The sequence below is a fragment of the Paenibacillus silvae genome (assembly GCF_014639235.1).
Lineage (GTDB): Bacteria > Bacillota > Bacilli > Paenibacillales > Paenibacillaceae > Paenibacillus > Paenibacillus silvae.
In genome coordinates this window covers 243,967-262,308 of record NZ_BMFU01000004.1, presented here as the reverse complement: position 1 = coordinate 262,308, position 18,342 = coordinate 243,967, and the positions used below count along the sequence as shown (strand labels likewise).

Below are 18,342 nucleotides of genomic sequence, written 5' to 3'. Positions count from 1 at the left end.
TTTTGACAGTACAACGACGCCCAAATGGAAGCCAGGAACATAGAATCATCACGATTCCTTGATCCAAAAAAATAAAAAAAGCTCTTTCAGATGATCCTGAAAGAGCTTTTTTTTGTAATGCGGTCGAGAGGACTCGAACCTCCACGGGGGGTTAGCCCACACGGACCTGAACCGTGCGCGTCTGCCAATTCCGCCACGACCGCATATTTTGTGTCTCACCAATTAATATCGGCGACAAGAAATAATATATCATGCACCTTTTCTCTTGTCAACACTAAAATAAAACCAACAAGCGCAAACCGGATTCATATCCGGTTCGCACTTGTATAATCTGGCTAGATTTATACTGGAGCTGCAATAGCTGAGCGCTGCATGATTACAGCTTGGACGGCCAGCTGCCATACCATGCATACCCGCCTCTTCTTTCCTTTTCAATATCACTAAGCTTGTATTTCACAATCCCATCCCGACCAACAAAGATTGGTTTGTCTGTGCCAAGTTCATAAAAACGCGCCCAGATTGGTGCTGCATTTGAATCCGCAATAATCCGGCTGTCTCCATTGGCTCTTTCATAGCGATAACCTGTAATTTTCACTTTGTTAAACCAAGCTTCTGCACCTTTGATGGAGGCTGTAATTCTGGAATTGGCCGGTCTGGTTTTCAGAAACTTCACAATGTTTACACTTTCAGCTGCCGTTAATGAAGGCACCTCATAGATTCTGGCTCCCGCTGGTTTAAGTGAACTCGAATCATGCTGCTGGCCCCAGGCCGTAAGCTTGCCACCGGATACAACCTGTGTATTCAGGATAGCATCCACACCTTTGGATACCGCATTTTTACTGCGATTTGCGAGTGAACTGTCGATAAAGGAGAAGTCTCCTTTGCGCCCCGCAACCTCATCAAGCATGTACATCACATTAATCATAGCGTCGTCATTATACGTAATATGTTTATGATAACCAGAGCTCTGGTAAACCTGCGGCCATCCGCCATTCGAATACTGCATATTCAGCAAAAAGTTAATGCCCTTGATTGCTGCAGCCGAGTATCGCGGATCATTTGTTTTTTTGAATTCACTTGCGAGTCTTCTAATCTCTGAGTATGTAGCTTTGTTATCAATTGTTGATTTGGCCCACTCCCCCGATGTCTGGCTGTAATCCTTTCTCCACCCCCCATCGGCACGCTGGTTTTTCAGAATATCAGACATACTTGCTGTTGTACCTGAGGCATCAGCAGCAGATACGGTTGCTGTGGGTAAAATTGACATTCCCACCCCGGAAAAAACCATCGAACACGCCAGTACAAACGTAACCAATTTTTTTGCTTTCAAAAGACAACACGCTCCCCAATTCACAAATATAATCGCTCTTTCACATGTCTATCTACTGATTAATATTTCATGGTATGCTTCGATGCACCCCAAAAATAAACCAATAAATTCTATTTAAATACATAATTTTCATTATTAAATTCATGATATGCAATAAAATAATTTTTGTCAATATATGCAACAAAACTCAATTTTTCACTTAATACCAATATTCACTCATCCAACTTTTAACTCTTGACAAATTGGGTTAATAACCATTTCCGTATTCGGTTAAACATTAATGACTTTTTTGTAATCTTTACTGTCGAAATTTCAACCTAATTATGACGAAAATCAATAATTCCGCTAACATTGAATCGAAAAGAAGCTTTACAAACGGGTTTGACATTTACGCATTTATGCAATATAGTTTCAAATAGTTACAAAAACTTAATTATTCATTTGCCGAGTTTCAGGATTGAAAACGGGGGAACCATTTTGGGTGAATTATTCTTATACATAGGAAATATAGGGAACCTTCTACCGAACCCTTAGCTAACTCCGTAGGCATCGAAGGGAGAACATTGATTTTGAAAAAACTGATTATTTCCATTTTTGGAGCTGCTGTACTATTTACATCCGGGGCAACAAGCACAGAGGCAAGCACTATTAATACAATGGTTAACAATATGACAGGCATCCCGTACAAATGGGGCGGCACAACCATGGCTGGCTTCGATTGTTCCGGGTTCATGAGATATCTTTTTAACAAATACAGCATTGAACTGCCGCGCACTTCACAGCAGCAGGCCAAAGCGGGCACACCGGTAGCCAAAACCAATATTCGTACAGGCGACCTGGTATTTTTCAACACAACAGGCAAAGGCATCTCACATGCAGGTGTATACATCGGTGGAGGTCAATTTGCACACGCGTCCAGCAGCAAAGGAGTCAGCATTACCAAGCTCTCCAACCCTTACTTTAACGATCGTTATGTGACAGCCAGACGGGTTACAGGTCAATTTATGTACAATAAAATGATTGGAAAAATCTAAAACTTTATACAAAAGAGAGGCTCTGGTATATGCCAGAGCCTCCTTTCTTTTTTCGGAACATGTACATGTCTATAATGGACTAATGCAGCGCCTTCTGCACACGCATAGCCCCTTGCGATAAGGCATGTCCGCCTCCAACAGCCCCAGCGACAGCTACCGTCTCCATAATCTCCTGATCGGTCGCTCCCTTGGAGCGGGCCTCCTGTACATGATAGAACGTACATACTTCATTGTTGGCAAACAGGCCGATGCCCAGCGCAATCAGCTGCTTTGTTTTGGCATCAAGCACACCTGGCTGGAAGCACTCCCCTGTAAACTCGTGATACGACCGCACCACATCCGGCAGTACATCGCTTAATGCGCCAATCTGGTCCTTGTACGCATGAACTTTATCATTCATCAATGTCATTGCTTACACCACACCCTTTCGGCTGTCAATACAGCGAATTATTCCACTGTACCTATCTTCTCTCGGCCGGGCGGCAATTATGCCAAGTTATGATGGTAATTCCAAGCATTTCGTCCTAATAAACTTCTTTATTCCTCAAGAACACTTTGACGAGGCTCGCTGAACAGCTGATACCGATAACGGCGGTCCAGCTTCACCACACGACGATTTTGACGGCGAATCAACACCTGCTCATCATCCCAGGCCACCACAATGCCGGTCACATCGTTAGACTCCAGCTCGTCCCGTACAACTCTTACCTTTTCCCCTGACAATCGCAGGGCATCCAACTCTGAATCACTAATCATGTTTTGAACTCCTATATTCAAATTCGTTTACAAAAAGAGACCTAAATGAAAATTCATTTAGGTCTCACGTGACTGTATTGGACTGTCATGTCATTCGAAGAAAATATCCCGACTGAGAGTTACCGCTGCGCGTGCTCTTTGCTGTCGTTCTTCTCGAACCAAAAATCAAGCACTTTGGCGGACATCACACGTTCTTCAAGGTACTCTACTTGGTGCGGTGTAAATTGTTCTTTCCAAGAGAAGGACAACTCTTCACACAAGCCTACAATCGTCAGCAGTTCTGACCAGGCAACATAGCGTTTGTACCAGAAAAATTGAGGATGTTCAATCATATAGGGATAAAGGTCATCGAATTCCGTATGTTTACAATCCAGGGCACGTTCAAAATGAACTTTCGATTCCGCCAGCTTATCAATAAAAAATTGGTCTGTTGCCGGTTGGTTCCCCATGGTGTTGCCTCCTCTCCCTAACATACCCTCATTATAAAGGAAATCCGCAGCCATGCAAAGGCAAAGTTCGAAAATTAGGCCCTATTTCCTTCAAAATGTCACATTTCGTTATCGTCAAATTGCACGGTGCCGTTATTTAGTGAACGGATGCGTACAAGGGCTTCCACCGGAATCCCCTGCTCTCGAATCGTACGCGCCCCAGCCTGGAAGCACTTCTCCACAACTACACCGAAGCCAACCAGCTCCGCGCCGGAACGTTCGATAATTTTGATGACACCGCGAGCGGCGTCTCCATTCGCAATAATATCATCGATGAACAGAATTCGGTCATTTTCATGAATAAATTCGCGAGACACCATAATGTCGGTTACGATCCCTTTTGTAAAGGATGGTACACGTTCGCAGTAGGCATCAGGATCGGCTAAGAGCGTTTTTTTGCGACGGGCAAATACCAGGGGTACCCCCAGCTCATGCGCTGCGGCAAAAGCAACTGGAATGCCTGAGGATTCCACTGTAATCACTCGTGTCACACCACTCTCGCGAAAACGCGCAGCAAACCGCCGTCCCATCTCCATCGTTAATGCAGGATCAATCTGATGATTCAGCAGCCCATCCAGCTTCAAGACCTGATCCGAGATGACGACTCCTTCTTCTAAAATTCGTTGTTTTAATATATCCATGATTTGACCTCCCAAGCCTATCCTATGAGGTTTAAAGTATCATATTTCCCGTTGCAAGTTCAAGCGAAATCCGGCACACCTCAATATAACAGTATTAATTTTCACCCTGACTCATCCTGCTGTCATGACTTTTATGGGTCAAGCATACCTTGTACTATGGTACCCGCATGTCCAAATAAATCCCGGGACCTGAAAGGGGAAACACATGAAACAGGCATTCCGGGTGCTGCAGATTGCATTCACTTATATCGGAACCGTTGTAGGCGCCGGCTTTGCTACCGGACAGGAAATACTGCAATTTTTCACACAGTATGGCAAGTGGGCCACGATCACGATCGGATTGTCCACCATGCTCTTTGTCTGGCTTGGCACCAAGATGATGCTGATCGCTCATGATACAGGTTCCCGTTCATATGAAGACCTGAATAAACATTTGTTTGGTCCAAAGGCTGGCGGATGGATTACCTGGGTCACCCTTATCGTACTGATCGGTGTAAACAGCGTGATGCTTGCGGGAGCAGGCTCTGTTTTTATGGAACATCTGGGTCTTCACTATCAAACGGGTCTAATCATTACTCTCATTGGCACGTATTTGCTTCTGGGACGCGGGATGCAGGCTATTTTGCAAATGAACAGCATTGTCGTTCCAATGATGCTCCTGTTATCACTGCTGATGATTTTCAGCACAGTCCATCACCCTGGTGCGCTACGTTTTATCACCCTTACAACAGATAACAATCCCATCCAGGTCTGGGTATCACCACTGCTATATACTGCTTTCAACCTCGCTCTTGCTCAAGCAGTGCTTGTGCCTGTCGGCAATCAGATTCACAATCGGACTACGCTGAAATGGGGTGGAGTCGCAGGCGGGATCGGCGTAGGCTTTATGCTTATGGCAGCTCACTTTGCTATGTCGGCATATATGCCTGGCATCACCCAGTTCGAAATCCCGATGGGCAGCATTGCTTTTCAATTAGGCTGGGTTGTGCAATCGATCTATGTTTCACTGATTTTCATGGAAATTTTCACAACATTTGTTGCGGACATCTACGGTATGACACTACAGCTCAGACAGCATACCACCGTACATCCCCGATTAATTACATTAACCATCATGCTGCTGTGTTACTCACTCAGCCAATTCGGCTTCAGCTCCCTGCTGTCTATCCTGTATCCGATCTTCGGCTGTATGGCACTTTTCTGGGCCGGAAAGTTACTTTTGAATCGGTGGGGCACGTTTCGCGGCCGAAATAATATATGAGGCAACATGCTTGGTGTAAAATCGTTCTATGCGGCCATCGTTATGTTACAATAAAAATGATTTCAAAAATGAATTAAAGGATTGGTTCTTTATGAAAAAAACAGACAAGCTCGCCTCCTGAATTCGCGCTAACATCAATTTAGGAGGCACATCCAATGAAATTTAATCGCATCGATTTTGACGTTTGGAACAGAACAGAGGTATTTAACCATTATATGAACCAAAATACGTCTTTCAGTTTAACTCAGGAAATAGATGTCAGTGTCCTGTATCGGTTCATAAAACAACACAAATATCGGTTTACTCCGGCATTGATCTTCTTGATCACCACTGTAGTGAATTCACATCCGGCTTTTAGAACGAGCTACAATTGTGAAGGGGAGCTGGGTTACTGGGACAGGCTAGATCCGCTGTACACCATCTTTGATCGCCGTTCTGAATCCTTCTCTGCTGTTTGGACTAGCGTCACTAACGATTTTGAGACGTTCCATACGGCTTATACTGCCGATGTAGAAAAATATAATGGTTCAGGCAGTTTGTTTCCCAAAACACCTGTACCCGAAAATACGTTTTCTTTTTCGGTTATTCCATGGACCTCGTTTACCAGCTTCAACTTGAATATCAATAACAACAGTCGTTACCTTCTGCCCATCATTACTGCAGGACGATTGATTCATAAAGGAAACTTAATCTATTTGCCAATTTCATTACAGCTCCATCATGCAGTCTGTGACGGTTACCACGCAGGCTTATTTATGAACTCCGTTCAGGAACTGGCACACCATCCGAATAGTTGTATTTTTTAAAATGCTCATCGTTATATTGACCAACCAAAAAGCCGCTGTATCACCTACAGCGGCATCTTTCATCGTTCTGACCATTCTCAGGCTTGCGCCTGGAATTGCAGATACATCTTTTTCAATTCATTCACCGATCTTCCCAGCGAATAGTGTGTTTTGGCCTTTTCACAGGCGGAACGAGCCAGTTCATAGCGGTAAGCAGGATCAAGCATCACCTTTTCTAAAGCGTCCGCCAAGGCAGATGGGTCCTCAGGCGGTACTAGCAGACCGTTAATGCCGTCCTCAATCTGTTCGGGTATGCCTCCCACCTCTGTGCCTACAAGAGCCAGACAGCTCAAAGCCGCTTCAGCAAACACCGAACCGAAGGCTTCTGCACGCGATGGCAGCACAAACACATCAAAAAAAGGCATAAACTCTTCAGGATGCAGGGTATATCCATAGAAAATAGTCTCATTATAAATTCCAAGACGCTGGGCCAGCTCCTCCAGATCAGGACGAATCGGTCCATCTCCTATAATGTGCAGCACATAGTCATGCCCTTTGTCCTTGAGCTCTGCACAAGCCTTGAATAAAATGTCCAAACCTTTGGCGGGAACGAGACGGCAGACCGTTACCAGCTGCGGCACAGCATTGTCATGGGGAATCGGCTTGAAGCGCTTCTCATCAAAGCCGTTGGGAATAATTCCGATCCGGTCTGGATGTTTAACATACGGGTCCAAGTAGCGGCGGAAGGAATCCGATACCGTTAACAGACGCTCAGCTCGATGCTCAAGCTCACCATAGATCGATAACAGGAACTGATGCTCCAGCCCGTTCGGCTCAATACGTCCGTTGAGAATCAGCTCACGTTCGTAACTGGAGTGAATTGTCTGAATAAGCGGAACATCGGGAAAGACTGACTTCATGGCAAGCCCTGCAATCGGGTGATGTGCATGAATCAGATCATAGGGCTTCTGAATACGAAGCCGCGTCCACCATAAATAATCGCGATACGTCTGAATATATTTTTGCACAACAGGACTATCTCCATAGACGGTCCAATCAAACGTTTCAAACTGCACTTCCTCCTGACCTTTATTCCGGATGCGCTTCGGCAGGGAAAACAAATCCATCTCCCACCTCGGGCTTGTAAATCGCTCCTGAAGGTAAGGAATCATAGAGGATACCCCTCCGGGCTGCTCCGGAGGAAAGAATAGCGCCTGTAGCAACTTCAACGTGATTATCCCCCTTTCCAGCTTCATTTCTATTTTTCCACATGTATTTATGATATATCAGAACATATGTTCAGTAAAGCAGAATCAGAGCACCTTTAGCCCAATTCTTAACATGAATAATGTATTTTCATGCATTTTATTGCATATCATTATTGTCCATTATGACATATAAAAGCTTGAACATCTACTGTTTCTGTACAACAATTATGAAGTCGTATATACATGATATTCATACAGTTCAACATAAAGACGCCCTTGCATCCATTTTCAGCCTCAAATTTCTACTACTGCATTCCTTAAAGCTCGACCGCTCGCTCATAAATGCTGAATCCATCTGTTTCTCCGACATGACTGAATCCATTTCTTGCATAAAAGGCATTTAATGTACGATTGCCTGCTCCGCAATCTAACCGCACGAGAGATTTATGTTCGAATTTAATGCCGTTAATGGACCACAGCAGAATTGATTTTCCCAGACCAGTTTGCGCATATTTTCTACGAATAGCGAGCCGGTGCAGGTAAAGCGCCCCATCCTGCGCGTGAGCCTTGTCGCCCCATAACTGACAATCCCACGGACTGGGCTTCTGCATCAGAATGACCATTCCGGCGATTTCGGCTTCTTTTTTAAAAACAAAAACGTCTCCCCGCTGAATAGCCGCAGGTGTATTATGAGAATCCTCCCCGTGCAGAAGTGCGCTCCATTGGGGCGAGCCCTGACTTTGCAGCCATAATGCTGTCTCTACAAGCAGGGCGAGCACCTCTTCCGTATCCTCCGGTCCAGCCTGCACCACTTGAAAATTGTCATTAATCGATTTACTGTAAATGTTGAATGCGTGTGTCATCATACCCCTCCACTTCCCGGCAGCTTTTCATGTAAAATTAAACTAATCGTACTATACCGGGAAATCCATAGTCCATCAAAATCAATAAAAAAAGGATAAAAGGCCTGCGCCCCTTATCCTTCCATTCTGGCTTCATCTATAATCTGATTACGATATAACATGGTGAGATGTAACGTGTCGAATTCGATCTCCTTGTTCAGCTCCCGCATCAGCACATCCACCAGCGATTGCCGCTGTACACTTGTTCCAGGCACATCATAGTCCATGAAACCGGTGAGATCCGCTTGAGACATATCAATTGTTGCTGTGCCTACCGGAAGCCCCCCACGCTCCTGCACGAACAGATCGTAAACTCTGAACTCCCGGTCTCGGCTTCTGAGCATGACATAACATGCTTCCTCCGCTTCATCCATCCCGGATGCACTCAACGATTGTTCGAAATTTCTTTCGCCATACTCATCTTCATCTTCAAAATCTTTTTCATCATCGTCATCTTCATCATATTCGTCTTCAAAATTATCATTATCATATTCTTCTTCAAAATCACGGTGAACCCACTCAAGGCTCTCCAGTTCATTTCCCTGATACCACATGCGAATCGTAATCGTATCAATAATCTCCTCGTCCAGCTCCCTGACAAGCAACTCTGCCGCAGCTTCCTGCAGCGCTTCATTTGGCTCCTCGTACCAGTGGATTTCTCCCTGTGCATCCGCTCCATACTGCTTCAGCGCCGCTTCTGCCATTTCTTCGCCTTCAGCGTCATTGAACACATAGGTGGATACACTGCGTCCCGCACTGACCATCTCCATCTCCAGAAGATGATTCGGATCTTCATATGTAAAAGATTCATCCGGATAGGCAGGAATTTGGTTCGCCTCGTCAAACATTCCATCTTCATGAGCATTCTCATCAAGCGCCAGAGCGTTACCAGCCGCTGCGCTGGTGCTCATATCTTGCTGCTGCAGAACGGTATGCAGTATACCGGAGCTCACTAACACTTCATAATGAGAAGCCCCCACTGCATCCGCAAGCATACGAATATAATCTTCTACTTTATCCGTAATAAACGACCCAGCCTGATCATCTATCACTTCCTGATCCAGCTGCAGGCTGCCCGACAGACGCTCTCCCTCCCTGTATAAGAGGACAAGTGTACCTGCATAATGGCCATCTACCATAATGTCCTGCACTTCACCCGATGCTGTACGAAAATCCGTCGTCAGTTCTACCTGCTTCATTGCCAGTCCTCCTCATTCATACCGTATCCTCCTAGGATGTCCTGAGAAGCAGTAGTTTATGAGGCAACAGAATTATACGGACAATATATACTTGTGGATGGCGTGCGCAACCCCTTCATCGTTGTTGGACAATGTCACTTCGTTGGAGGCGGCTTTGACCTCTTCAGGAGAGTTATCCATCGCTATGCCCTTACCTGCAAAAGTCAGCATCGTTATATCGTTATAATAATTGCCTATTGCCATAATCTCGGAGGAAGCGATGCCTTTCGAATCAGCCAATCTCTTGAGCGCCGCTCCCTTGGAAGCTTCCGGATGCATCAGATCAATGAAGAAATCTCCGCTGCGTGTCATGTAATAGGGAAGGTTCCAGGCCGTCCATTCATGTTGAACCTCGTCCATCTGCTCTATAGGGCCAAATGCCGTAAACTTGGCGAGTGGTTCGTGCATATCAGCCCAGCGAGGCAGCTTGAGCGGCTCTGCGAGGAAATTATAATACATCTGTCTGACCTGAAGCTCCAGACCTTCTGGCTGATCCACATACAATCCAAACGCCGTATTGATGTCAAAATGCACCCCATTCTCACGACAGTATGTCATAATAGGCTCCAGCCCTTGAGTGTCCAGTGAAAATTGATGAATAACCTCTCGTGTTTCGACCTGCGCTGTTACCGCACCATTATGTGTAATGACATAACCATCCAGCCCCATCTGTTTCATAAAAGGAATCGTGTTGCCCGGTCCACGCCCGGAGCAAAGCACAATCTCTGCCCCTTGGCGGGAGGCTTGAATCAACGTTTCCTGCGTCCGTTCGGTCAGCTCATGGTCATCATTCAGCAACGTTCCGTCTACATCCAGCGCAATCAGTTTGTAAGTCATATGATTTCATCCCCATCTGTTCTTTTTAGTTAGCCGCATTATCATTCCGCAAAAGATTTAATTCCTCTTCCGTTAATTCACGGTAACTCCCGATCGCCAGATCAGAAGCCAGCTTCAATTCCCCCATAGCTACACGCTTCAGGTACAGCACCCGTTTACCGACAGCCTGGAACATACGCTTGACCTGATGAAACTTGCCTTCATGGATAATGAGAGAGATCAGCGATACCGTGCCTTCGTCCGTTTCCTCATGTCCAAGCAGGGCAAGCTCTGCCGGCATTGTTTCATAGCCGTCATCCAGCCGCAGCCCAGCTGCAAATTGCTTTACGTCCTCTGCGTCCACTTTACCGAGCACCCGTGCTTCATACGTTTTGGGCACGTGTTTGCGGGGAGATAACAATTCATGGGCGAGAGGACCATCATTCGTCAAAATAAGAAGTCCCTCTGTATCCTTATCCAGTCGCCCTACCGGAAAAGGTTGAAAGATTCGGTCCTCCTTACGCAGTAAATCCAGCACCGTCTTGTCCCGTGCATCTTCTGTAGCAGATACCACACCCGGCGGTTTGTGCAGCATCAGATAGATCATTTCACGGTACTTGATTCGCTCGCCATCTACTTCAATGACATTAATCTCCGGATTAACCTGGATACCGCTATCCTTGACCACCTTGCCATCCACATAAATGCGTCCCTGTTTCACCATTTTTTTGAGTTCGCTGCGTGTACCGACACCCATATGACTCAAAATTTTGTCCAAACGCTGCGTTTGTTTGCCTTTCCCACTCATCTCGATGTCCACCTCCATCCCGCAGGATATTCATTTTTCAGCACACCGTCCAGCCATTTCCCCCAACCTGCGGCATATCCATCAATACATACGAGCACATACCCTTTCGACAGGGTCTCTCCATGAAGCATAATGCGCTCCTGTTCAATGTTCAACGTTTCCCCCTTCAAGTACCTTACCGCTTCACCATCTGCAGAGGACAGATTCACACTGCGGCGTGCCTCCGATGTACGCAAGGCACAAGCCAGTGGATGAGAAGGAACAAAGCGTCCATTTTTGATCGCACCGACAAACCATCCAGGGCGAACCACCTTCAGTCCCTCCAGACGGGAAGCGCCCACCGCCGACTGGTATACCCGATCTCCGTAACACACCGTTTCGCCTTGCAGCGGCATATCCAGATTCTCTTTTACAAACTGGCTGTAAACGGCCAACGGATCAACATTCCCCGAGTCAGTTGCCCGTGTATGGCCTCGCTCCGATTTGCGTCCACCGGCCTCTTTAGCTTTTCTGCCCGCTTTGCCTGAGGGTTTGCCAGAGCGTGTACCCCTGTCACTACCCTCTCTTGATTCAACTCGTAACAAACGTTCCTTTTTACGATCGGCTTTGGTCAATGGATACGAAGCCGATCGTAAAAAGGAACGATCCTCACTCGATTCATTCAGCAGCGCAGACTCATCAATTACATTTTCAGACAATTTTGAATCACTGTCACTTTGAGCTACTTCGATATGTTGTAACACAGCGACGTAATGCCCTTCTCCCTCCAGAAGATGGGGCCACAATCGCGCCGTGCCTCGCGTCTGCTCCAGCACCTCTTCTGTCTCTTCTGCCTGAGCCGGCAGCATCTCACGCACCCAGTCCGGACGTCCCGGGGCAAACCCTGCGGTATCTGCAATAGTTGTAACGGTAAAGTCACGATTCTGCTTCAAAAACGCTGCAATCATCGCTTCATTCTCCTCCGGGGCAAAGGTGCAGGTTGAATACACGATCGTGCCTCCCGGGGCCAACAGCCGTGCTGCTGTTTCCAGAATGTCGCGCTGCATCAGCACACATTTCTCCACGGAATGATGCTCCCAAGACTTCACCATGTCCTCATCCTTGCGGAACATGCCTTCCCCTGAACAAGGCGCATCAATTAATACTTTATTAAAATAATGAGGGAATGCTTCGGCAATCCGTTCAGGCGACTCATTTAATACCACTGCATTTCTTACACCATAAAGTTCAATATTTTTGGCAAGTGCCTTGGTTCGCTCGGCATGAATATCATTGGTGACAAGCACACCTTTACCCTGCAGCTTGGCAGCGATCTGGGTCGATTTCCCCCCGGGAGCAGCACACAGGTCCAGTACACGGTCTCCCGGCTGTACCTGCAGCTGCTCGACGGGAGCCATTGCACTCGGTTCCTGAATATAATACAGGCCTGCATGGTAATAAGGATGCAGTCCGGGCTTTACCCCATGCGGCACATAAAAACCGGTTTCACACCACGGTATGGGTCTCAAGTCAAACGGAGCTATTTCTTTGAATTGTTCCATTGATATTTTCAGTGTATTTACGCGAAGCCCGGCATGCGGGGATTGTTCATACGATTGCATAAAAGATTCAAATTGGTCACCGAGCAGATGATTCATCCGTTCAGTAAACATGTAAGGCAGCTGTACAGCCATATTTCCACTCATCCCATCCTGTTAAAATGATATATTGCTCTATGTTATCATATCCTGTTTTTACTTGCCTATCCTATCATGTGTATTCCACTACAGCGTGTAATGTAGTATAATGCTAATAGATTGTTTGACAAGCAAAAATTCGGTTGTTTATGCATATTATCCCAACCTCTATTTTTGCTGTAATTATATCTTGAATATCAATATTGGGGGATGAACAATGAATTCCAAGAAGAAAAAGAAAAGCGCCACAATCCTTATATTTCTCGGTATTTTAGTTGTTATGCTTGCTGCTCTGGTGTTTGTGAACCAACAGTCCAAGAAACAGAGCGATTCTGTGCCCAACGCTTATGGCATCGCGGCTTCCAAGCTTAATCCGGCTACACGTGAACTTCTGAGTGATCCTAACTATCAGCAGATTATTCTGCCAGCCGATCTGAAAGCCAGAATTGATAAGAAGGATAGCTTCTTTGTATACTTCTTCGCTTCTGACTGTTCCCACTGCCGTGCAACGACACCGCAATTGATGCCACTAGTCGATAGTGAAGGCATCAAGCTTCCGCAGTTTAATCTGCGTGAATTTGAATCAGGCTGGACGGATTACAACATTGAGTTCACGCCTACACTCGTCTTTTACCAGGACGGCGTAGAGAAGGATCGCATGGTTGGCGGTCTGAAAGAAAATGGAAGCGACAACGGTTATACACTGGACGATTACAAACAATTTTTCGACAAATATAAAGGTAATATTACACCTGAGAAAAGCTAGGCTGCATGCCTGCCAAAAACACCCCGACTATTCCGTGAACGGAATGGTCGGGGTGTTTTGTATACAAGACATAGGACAGTTCATCCTAGTTATTTGCATGATTGTTAAGCTTAACATTGTTACGTTGCTCTATCGCTTGAGCTTGTCGCTGTTGCTCTCTCATTTTCTCTTCATAGATTCGTCCCCGGGTTGGACTTCGCCGCTGTGGAACGTTTGGTTTCAGCTCGGCTGACCGGATTTCTATTTGCTGTATCAGTGATTCATCCTCAATCTGGATAGACAAATCTCGATATGACGACGCTTCTGGTTCACTTTCCTGTAATTGCTTCACAAGTCCACGTACCTGCTCCTTCAACTCGCCAAGCCTGATGCCAAGCATCACGTCTTGATAAGGCTCCATTAATTCAAGTGAGCTTTGCAGCATCTTAAACCCTCCGCGAAGATTGCCATTCCTGTAATGGTACAATCCAACCGCTACCTGCAGCAGCCCCTTATAGAGCGGATCACGCTCCCGTTCCAGCCACAGCTCTTCAAGCACCTCATGGCACTCGAAATAGTCCTGATCCCGATTGAAATAGATCAGATAGTCAATGTAGAGCGGCTCATAGCTGTTCATCCGGATTCTCGCCCTTTCTGGCGTTGCCCAAAAGCTGCTTCACATCATCCAGCAGCACTTTGAGTCCTTCCATATCATGACGTTCCCAGCAATCGTTAAATCGTTTCTGTGCTTCAATCGCCTCATGGACCAGATGATAGAAATATAGCTGATGAATGATGCTAAGTGTCCTTGACACAATATTGGAATCGTCCTCAAACGCCTTCTGTGCTTCGAGAATCTGCAGACGAATCGCTGACATCTCGTTATCCAGCACGAAAGCGGCCTCTGCTGTTTTCTTCAACCTTGCCCGCATGTCATCCGGCAGGCTTTCCCGATATTTATAACTCAAGGAATGCTCAATCGTTGCCCAGAAATTCATCGCCAGCGTTCGAATCTGAATCTCGGCAAGCACCTTTTTCTGTCCCAGCGCCGTTTGAACCGGATATTCAATAATCATATGGAAGCTGCGATAACCGCTTTCCTTGAAGTTGGTAATATAATCCTTCTCAATCAGCACCGTCAGATCCTTACGTGCTCTGATGTACTCTGCCACACGGCGAATATCATCCACGAACTGGCACATGATACGGATACCGGCAATATCTTCTATACCTGTCTCCACATCATCGAGTGCCACGTTCAAACGTCTTGATTTTTCCAGAATGCTGGAGATTTTTTTGACACGGCCAGTAACGAATTCAATCGGGGCATATTCTTCCCGTTTTTTCAATTCGGCCCTCATCGTTTTGAACTTGACCTTCAATTCCTCTACCGCTTGTTCATAAGGAAGTAAAAATGTACCCCAGTCTCTACCGTCCATGGTTAAAGCCTCCTGTCTCTATAGCATCCCCTGTTCTTATCCATTATACATGATGTTTGCCGGGGGGAAGAGTCCCGTTCCATTATACACTCTTCCATGCTTCTATATTAGCACTCTGGGGAATCATCCTGCTTCTTTAGCGGTGCTCTGCACCAACCGCCTCTGAAATATGATGATAACCGTCCTTGCGCAGAAGTTCACGCAGTCCTGCATGAATACGCCGGTTAACCTCTGGTCCTTCATAGATCAGGGCCGTATAGATTTCCACCAGACTTGCCCCGGCTTTAATTTTCTCATAAGCATCCTCACTTGTAAAAATACCGCCCGATCCGATAATAGGAAGTTTACCCTCGGTCTGTCTATAGACCTGACGAATGATCTCGGTTGAACGTTCGCGCAGCGGCTTCCCGCTTAGTCCTCCCGTTTCCTTCGCATGCTGATGGGAGAGACCTTCACGGCTGATCGTTGTATTAGTCGCAATGATGCCCGACACCCCGCTCGCCGCAATCGTACTGACCATATATTCAAGCTCCTGATCATTCACATCAGGCGCAATTTTGACAAGCACGGACTTGGACGCCCCTCCATGCTGAGTCTGCTGACGATTCATCTCACTCATAACCGCTGCCAGCAATTCCTTCAATTCATTCCCATGCTGCAGATTACGCAAATCCGGTGTATTTGGTGAACTGATATTCACGACAAACAGGTCAGCATAATTATACAACGCCTGAATGCATTTCTCATAATCCAGATGAGCTTCCTCATTGGGTGTTGTTTTATTTTTACCGATATTCAAGGCCACGGGGATACGCCGCTCCTGAAGACGGGCAAGCTCGCCTGCCATCGCTTCTGCACCCAGATTGTTAAAGCCCATCCGGTTCACCAGCGCTTCATCTGGCGGCAAGCGGAACAGACGCGGCTGCTCGTTGCCCGACTGTGCCAGCGGAGTCACCGTGCCCACTTCCATAAATCCAAATCCGATGGAGGAAAAGCCGGTTACAGCCTGACCATTTTTGTCCAGGCCTGCCGCAAGACCAACAGGGGTAGGAAAATGGCAACCAAACATGTCCACCGCCAGGTCAGGGGTTTCACGCACTCCATACATGACACGCAGCCCGGATGGAACCGGTCGCACCTTGCCCACGCCGCTAAGGCCGCCAATAATCAGATGATGGGCCTGCTCTGGGTCCATTTTGAACAATAAAGGTTTAGCAAGACTTTTGTATAACAAATCACTCACTCCGTTCTGGTCCGGCATGCGATATGGCCGCTCTCCGTCTCAATATGTAAAAAACTCTACACACAAGTCTAGCGGTTTCTCCTGCAAAAAGAAAGTCATTTGCGCATAGACAAGTAAATTTCAAATCAAGCTGAATATGCACAAGAAATCAACCCGCCTACTGGAAAAGACGAGTTGAATTCTTTACAATGAAAGCATGGTTACATAAACCAGTTCTTGACCAGTCATATACCTGATAAGGAGGAAGTAATTATGGCCCAGAAACGTAAACCACCCGCATTGCAGCAAAAAAAGGAAGAGGTTAACCGCAAAGCCATCGCATGGACAGCAGCCAGCGTAGGCGGCCTGATTATTATTATTGGCGCTTTAATTATTATTGCCAACATGTAGAGGTGAGGATTCCGGCCAGCCTCCACTGACCGAATATTAATCAGACTTCCAATGAAGATCGGATTAATTCAACCAGTGATATGTTTTGCCTGGATTGCTCTGCTTCGGGACAAGCTTGTGTGTATACCGCTCCTTTCCTTCTGGTACAGACATTAACGCAGGCAGAAGATTTTTCCCGATTCGCACTGGTGTGCCTTGCGGAGCAAGAGCGAACAGCTCCTCCACATCATCTTTACGCATTCTCACACATCCAAGGGACTCATCCTGTCCGATGCTACTCGGCTCATTGGTCCCGTGGATGGCATAATTGGTGTCCGAAAGCTGCATTCCCCTGCTTCCAAACTCTCCATTGGAGCGACCATTCGGATTCACCACCTTGTCGGTAATGACATATGAACCCTCAGGCGTGCGCTCACCGCCAAGACCTACCTCATACATACGAAGGATTGTACTGCCGCTAATGAGCGCCAGCCTGTGGTTATTCTTGTCTATGACAATCTCAAGCGGCTTCGAAAAGAAGGGCTGTCCACCCACGGTATCGGCAAACGATGCCTTTTTGGTGTCAGGTGTCTTTGAAGCCTGCGACTCTCCCTTTCCGATATCTCCCGTAGTTATAGCTTGTGCCTTGCTCTGATGCATTGCCAGCAGCTGTGGAAACATCTCGCTCATTTCAGCCGAAGTTTCTCCCAGAATATTGTCAGGGAACGGCTGAGCGAGTGCTGTAACACTTTTCGGCCAAGTTTTATGTTGTTTATGATACGAGACAATGGCACTGGACAATGCCGCTGCCGTCTCCTGCCTGGCCGTCCAGGCAAGCGCCATGCGCTTAATTTTGGCGGACACTTCAGGAGGTTCACAGTTACACTGCTTGGCGTCGTAACTCTGGGCGGTGAGTTTTCCTTTTGAATTCGTCTGCATTATGTATTTAACCGGCATATCCCGTTGCCAGATGGCCCAGGCCTCGGAAGTCTGCATTCCCAGCACAGCCGTCGTTTGAACACCATTACCAGCACCTGCCCAAGCTGCTGCAAGTGCTCCTCCCCCATCATTTTCACCACCGAATGCCGCTGCTGTGAACACATTGCCCTGCTTCACTGACGATGCATCTGCCCCTTTCTTCTCATTTGCTTCCGGCTTTACCTCCTGCAGATCATCCACGGAATCCAGAGCTGAAGCCAGGGCATCGTTTACCCCCTGATTGGCACCAGGCGCATCAGCGGGTGGAAGTCCTGCCAACACCAGTAACATAAGCAGCGTCAGCCACATTTTACGTCTGCGCTTCTTTTTCTCCTTATACGCAGACATCTCTACCAGCTTATCCTGATAATCCATCCATATGTCGGCAGGAGCTTTACTGCGTTCAAACGCCTCATATATTTCGCCCGCTTGTTGAAAACAATAATTGGCCTTCGCTTCCTGTCCCTCCGCCAGATATTCTTTGCCAAGCAGATACCAGGCCATTTTATTATCTGGATGTTTCTTCACATATGATCTTAGATCGGTGTTCTGCATCTGATCCTCCACTATTCCGCCTTGAGCTTTATAGATTATTATATCGGCAGGCAACAGTTAAAATTGCATA

General features: G+C 46.7%; 20 protein-coding genes, 1 tRNA gene and 1 riboswitch. Of the genes, 5 read left to right on the top strand and 16 right to left on the bottom strand.

Features of this window, described 5'->3' with window-relative positions; all coding sequences use genetic code 11:
* Positions 1-118 precede the first annotated feature (118 nt).
* Positions 119-203: transfer RNA gene (locus IEW26_RS15570), tRNA-Leu, on the bottom strand.
* A 173-nt stretch (positions 204-376) separates the two neighbouring features.
* Positions 377-1,330 (bottom strand): pectate lyase, encoded by a 954-nt coding sequence (gene pelA, locus IEW26_RS15565; RefSeq protein WP_229729880.1) that lies wholly within the window; start codon positions 1,328-1,330, stop codon positions 377-379.
* Positions 1,331-1,762: 432 nt separating this feature from the next.
* Positions 1,763-1,894, top strand: a riboswitch (cyclic di-AMP (ydaO/yuaA leader).
* Positions 1,895-1,899: 5 nt separating this feature from the next.
* Here pelA and IEW26_RS15560 point away from each other — a divergent pair.
* Positions 1,900-2,364, top strand: a complete 465-nt coding sequence (locus IEW26_RS15560; protein WP_111269880.1) for a C40 family peptidase — start codon at positions 1,900-1,902, stop codon at positions 2,362-2,364.
* Between the two features lie 79 nt (positions 2,365-2,443).
* Here the strand turns inward: IEW26_RS15560 and IEW26_RS15555 are convergent, their stop codons facing one another.
* From IEW26_RS15555 to IEW26_RS15540, 4 genes are all read right to left on the bottom strand, one after another.
* Positions 2,444-2,773: a carboxymuconolactone decarboxylase family protein gene (locus tag IEW26_RS15555; RefSeq protein WP_111269878.1), complete on the bottom strand. Its 330-nt coding sequence runs from the start codon at positions 2,771-2,773 to the stop codon at positions 2,444-2,446.
* Between the two features lie 128 nt (positions 2,774-2,901).
* A complete protein-coding gene (locus tag IEW26_RS15550) occupies positions 2,902-3,120 on the bottom strand; it encodes a hypothetical protein (protein ID WP_111269877.1) in 219 nt (72 codons plus the stop codon).
* A gap of 119 nt (positions 3,121-3,239) precedes the next feature.
* Positions 3,240-3,569 (bottom strand): hypothetical protein, encoded by a 330-nt coding sequence (locus tag IEW26_RS15545; RefSeq protein ID WP_110893402.1) that lies wholly within the window; start codon positions 3,567-3,569, stop codon positions 3,240-3,242.
* 98 nt (positions 3,570-3,667) lie between these two features.
* On the bottom strand, positions 3,668-4,249 hold the full coding sequence (locus tag IEW26_RS15540) for a xanthine phosphoribosyltransferase (protein WP_110893403.1): 582 nt from the start codon (positions 4,247-4,249) through the stop codon (positions 3,668-3,670).
* A gap of 205 nt (positions 4,250-4,454) precedes the next feature.
* On the opposite strand from IEW26_RS15540, the gene IEW26_RS15535 reads away from it, so the two are divergent.
* Both IEW26_RS15535 and catA read left to right on the top strand, forming a co-directional pair.
* Entirely contained in the window at positions 4,455-5,510 is a 1,056-nt protein-coding gene (locus tag IEW26_RS15535; RefSeq protein ID WP_188593044.1) for a YkvI family membrane protein, read from the top strand.
* Between the two features lie 155 nt (positions 5,511-5,665).
* Positions 5,666-6,316 carry a type A chloramphenicol O-acetyltransferase gene (gene catA, locus IEW26_RS15530; protein ID WP_188593043.1) on the top strand — a complete coding sequence of 217 codons (651 nt, stop codon included), beginning with the start codon at positions 5,666-5,668 and terminating at the stop codon, positions 6,314-6,316.
* Positions 6,317-6,393: 77 nt separating this feature from the next.
* Here the strand turns inward: catA and IEW26_RS15525 are convergent, their stop codons facing one another.
* The 6 genes from IEW26_RS15525 to IEW26_RS15500 all read right to left on the bottom strand — a co-directional run bounded on the left by IEW26_RS15525 (position 6,394) and on the right by IEW26_RS15500 (position 12,940).
* Positions 6,394-7,524 (bottom strand): glycosyltransferase family 4 protein, encoded by a 1,131-nt coding sequence (locus IEW26_RS15525; RefSeq protein WP_111269874.1) that lies wholly within the window; start codon positions 7,522-7,524, stop codon positions 6,394-6,396.
* Between the two features lie 296 nt (positions 7,525-7,820).
* Positions 7,821-8,369: a GNAT family N-acetyltransferase gene (locus tag IEW26_RS15520; RefSeq protein WP_229729879.1), complete on the bottom strand. Its 549-nt coding sequence runs from the start codon at positions 8,367-8,369 to the stop codon at positions 7,821-7,823.
* A gap of 110 nt (positions 8,370-8,479) precedes the next feature.
* Complete coding sequence (locus IEW26_RS15515) at positions 8,480-9,604, bottom strand: hypothetical protein (protein ID WP_188593041.1); 1,125 nt, start codon at positions 9,602-9,604, stop codon at positions 8,480-8,482.
* 72 nt (positions 9,605-9,676) lie between these two features.
* Positions 9,677-10,480: a Cof-type HAD-IIB family hydrolase gene (locus IEW26_RS15510; RefSeq protein ID WP_188593040.1), complete on the bottom strand. Its 804-nt coding sequence runs from the start codon at positions 10,478-10,480 to the stop codon at positions 9,677-9,679.
* 25 nt (positions 10,481-10,505) lie between these two features.
* Positions 10,506-11,267, bottom strand: coding sequence for a pseudouridine synthase (locus tag IEW26_RS15505; RefSeq protein WP_145402881.1), 762 nt, complete (start codon positions 11,265-11,267; stop codon positions 10,506-10,508).
* Positions 11,264-12,940 (bottom strand): RsmB/NOP family class I SAM-dependent RNA methyltransferase, encoded by a 1,677-nt coding sequence (locus tag IEW26_RS15500; protein WP_188593039.1) that lies wholly within the window; start codon positions 12,938-12,940, stop codon positions 11,264-11,266. Before IEW26_RS15500 ends, IEW26_RS15505 begins: the two co-directional genes overlap by 4 nt.
* Positions 12,941-13,160: 220 nt before the next feature.
* Here IEW26_RS15500 and IEW26_RS15495 point away from each other — a divergent pair, with 220 nt between their 5' ends.
* On the top strand, positions 13,161-13,709 hold the full coding sequence (locus IEW26_RS15495; RefSeq protein WP_111273090.1) for a thioredoxin family protein: 549 nt from the start codon (positions 13,161-13,163) through the stop codon (positions 13,707-13,709).
* A gap of 85 nt (positions 13,710-13,794) precedes the next feature.
* Here IEW26_RS15495 and IEW26_RS15490 read toward each other — a convergent pair whose 3' ends face one another.
* The 3 genes from IEW26_RS15490 to IEW26_RS15480 all read right to left on the bottom strand — a co-directional run bounded on the left by IEW26_RS15490 (position 13,795) and on the right by IEW26_RS15480 (position 16,388).
* Positions 13,795-14,325, bottom strand: coding sequence for a DUF309 domain-containing protein (locus tag IEW26_RS15490; RefSeq protein ID WP_188593038.1), 531 nt, complete (start codon positions 14,323-14,325; stop codon positions 13,795-13,797).
* Complete coding sequence (gene yjbM, locus IEW26_RS15485) at positions 14,312-15,127, bottom strand: GTP diphosphokinase (protein WP_111273092.1); 816 nt, start codon at positions 15,125-15,127, stop codon at positions 14,312-14,314. The genes IEW26_RS15490 and yjbM overlap by 14 nt, the downstream gene beginning before the upstream one ends.
* Before the next feature lie 136 nt (positions 15,128-15,263).
* Positions 15,264-16,388, bottom strand: coding sequence for a quinone-dependent dihydroorotate dehydrogenase (locus IEW26_RS15480; protein ID WP_373288482.1), 1,125 nt, complete (start codon positions 16,386-16,388; stop codon positions 15,264-15,266).
* Positions 16,389-16,622: 234 nt separating this feature from the next.
* On the opposite strand from IEW26_RS15480, the gene IEW26_RS15475 reads away from it, so the two are divergent.
* A complete protein-coding gene (locus IEW26_RS15475) occupies positions 16,623-16,760 on the top strand; it encodes a hypothetical protein (RefSeq protein ID WP_167434145.1) in 138 nt (45 codons plus the stop codon).
* 63 nt (positions 16,761-16,823) lie between these two features.
* Here IEW26_RS15475 and IEW26_RS15470 read toward each other — a convergent pair whose 3' ends face one another.
* Positions 16,824-18,272, bottom strand: a complete 1,449-nt coding sequence (locus IEW26_RS15470; protein ID WP_188593037.1) for a L,D-transpeptidase family protein — start codon at positions 18,270-18,272, stop codon at positions 16,824-16,826.
* Positions 18,273-18,342: the final 70 nt, after the last annotated feature.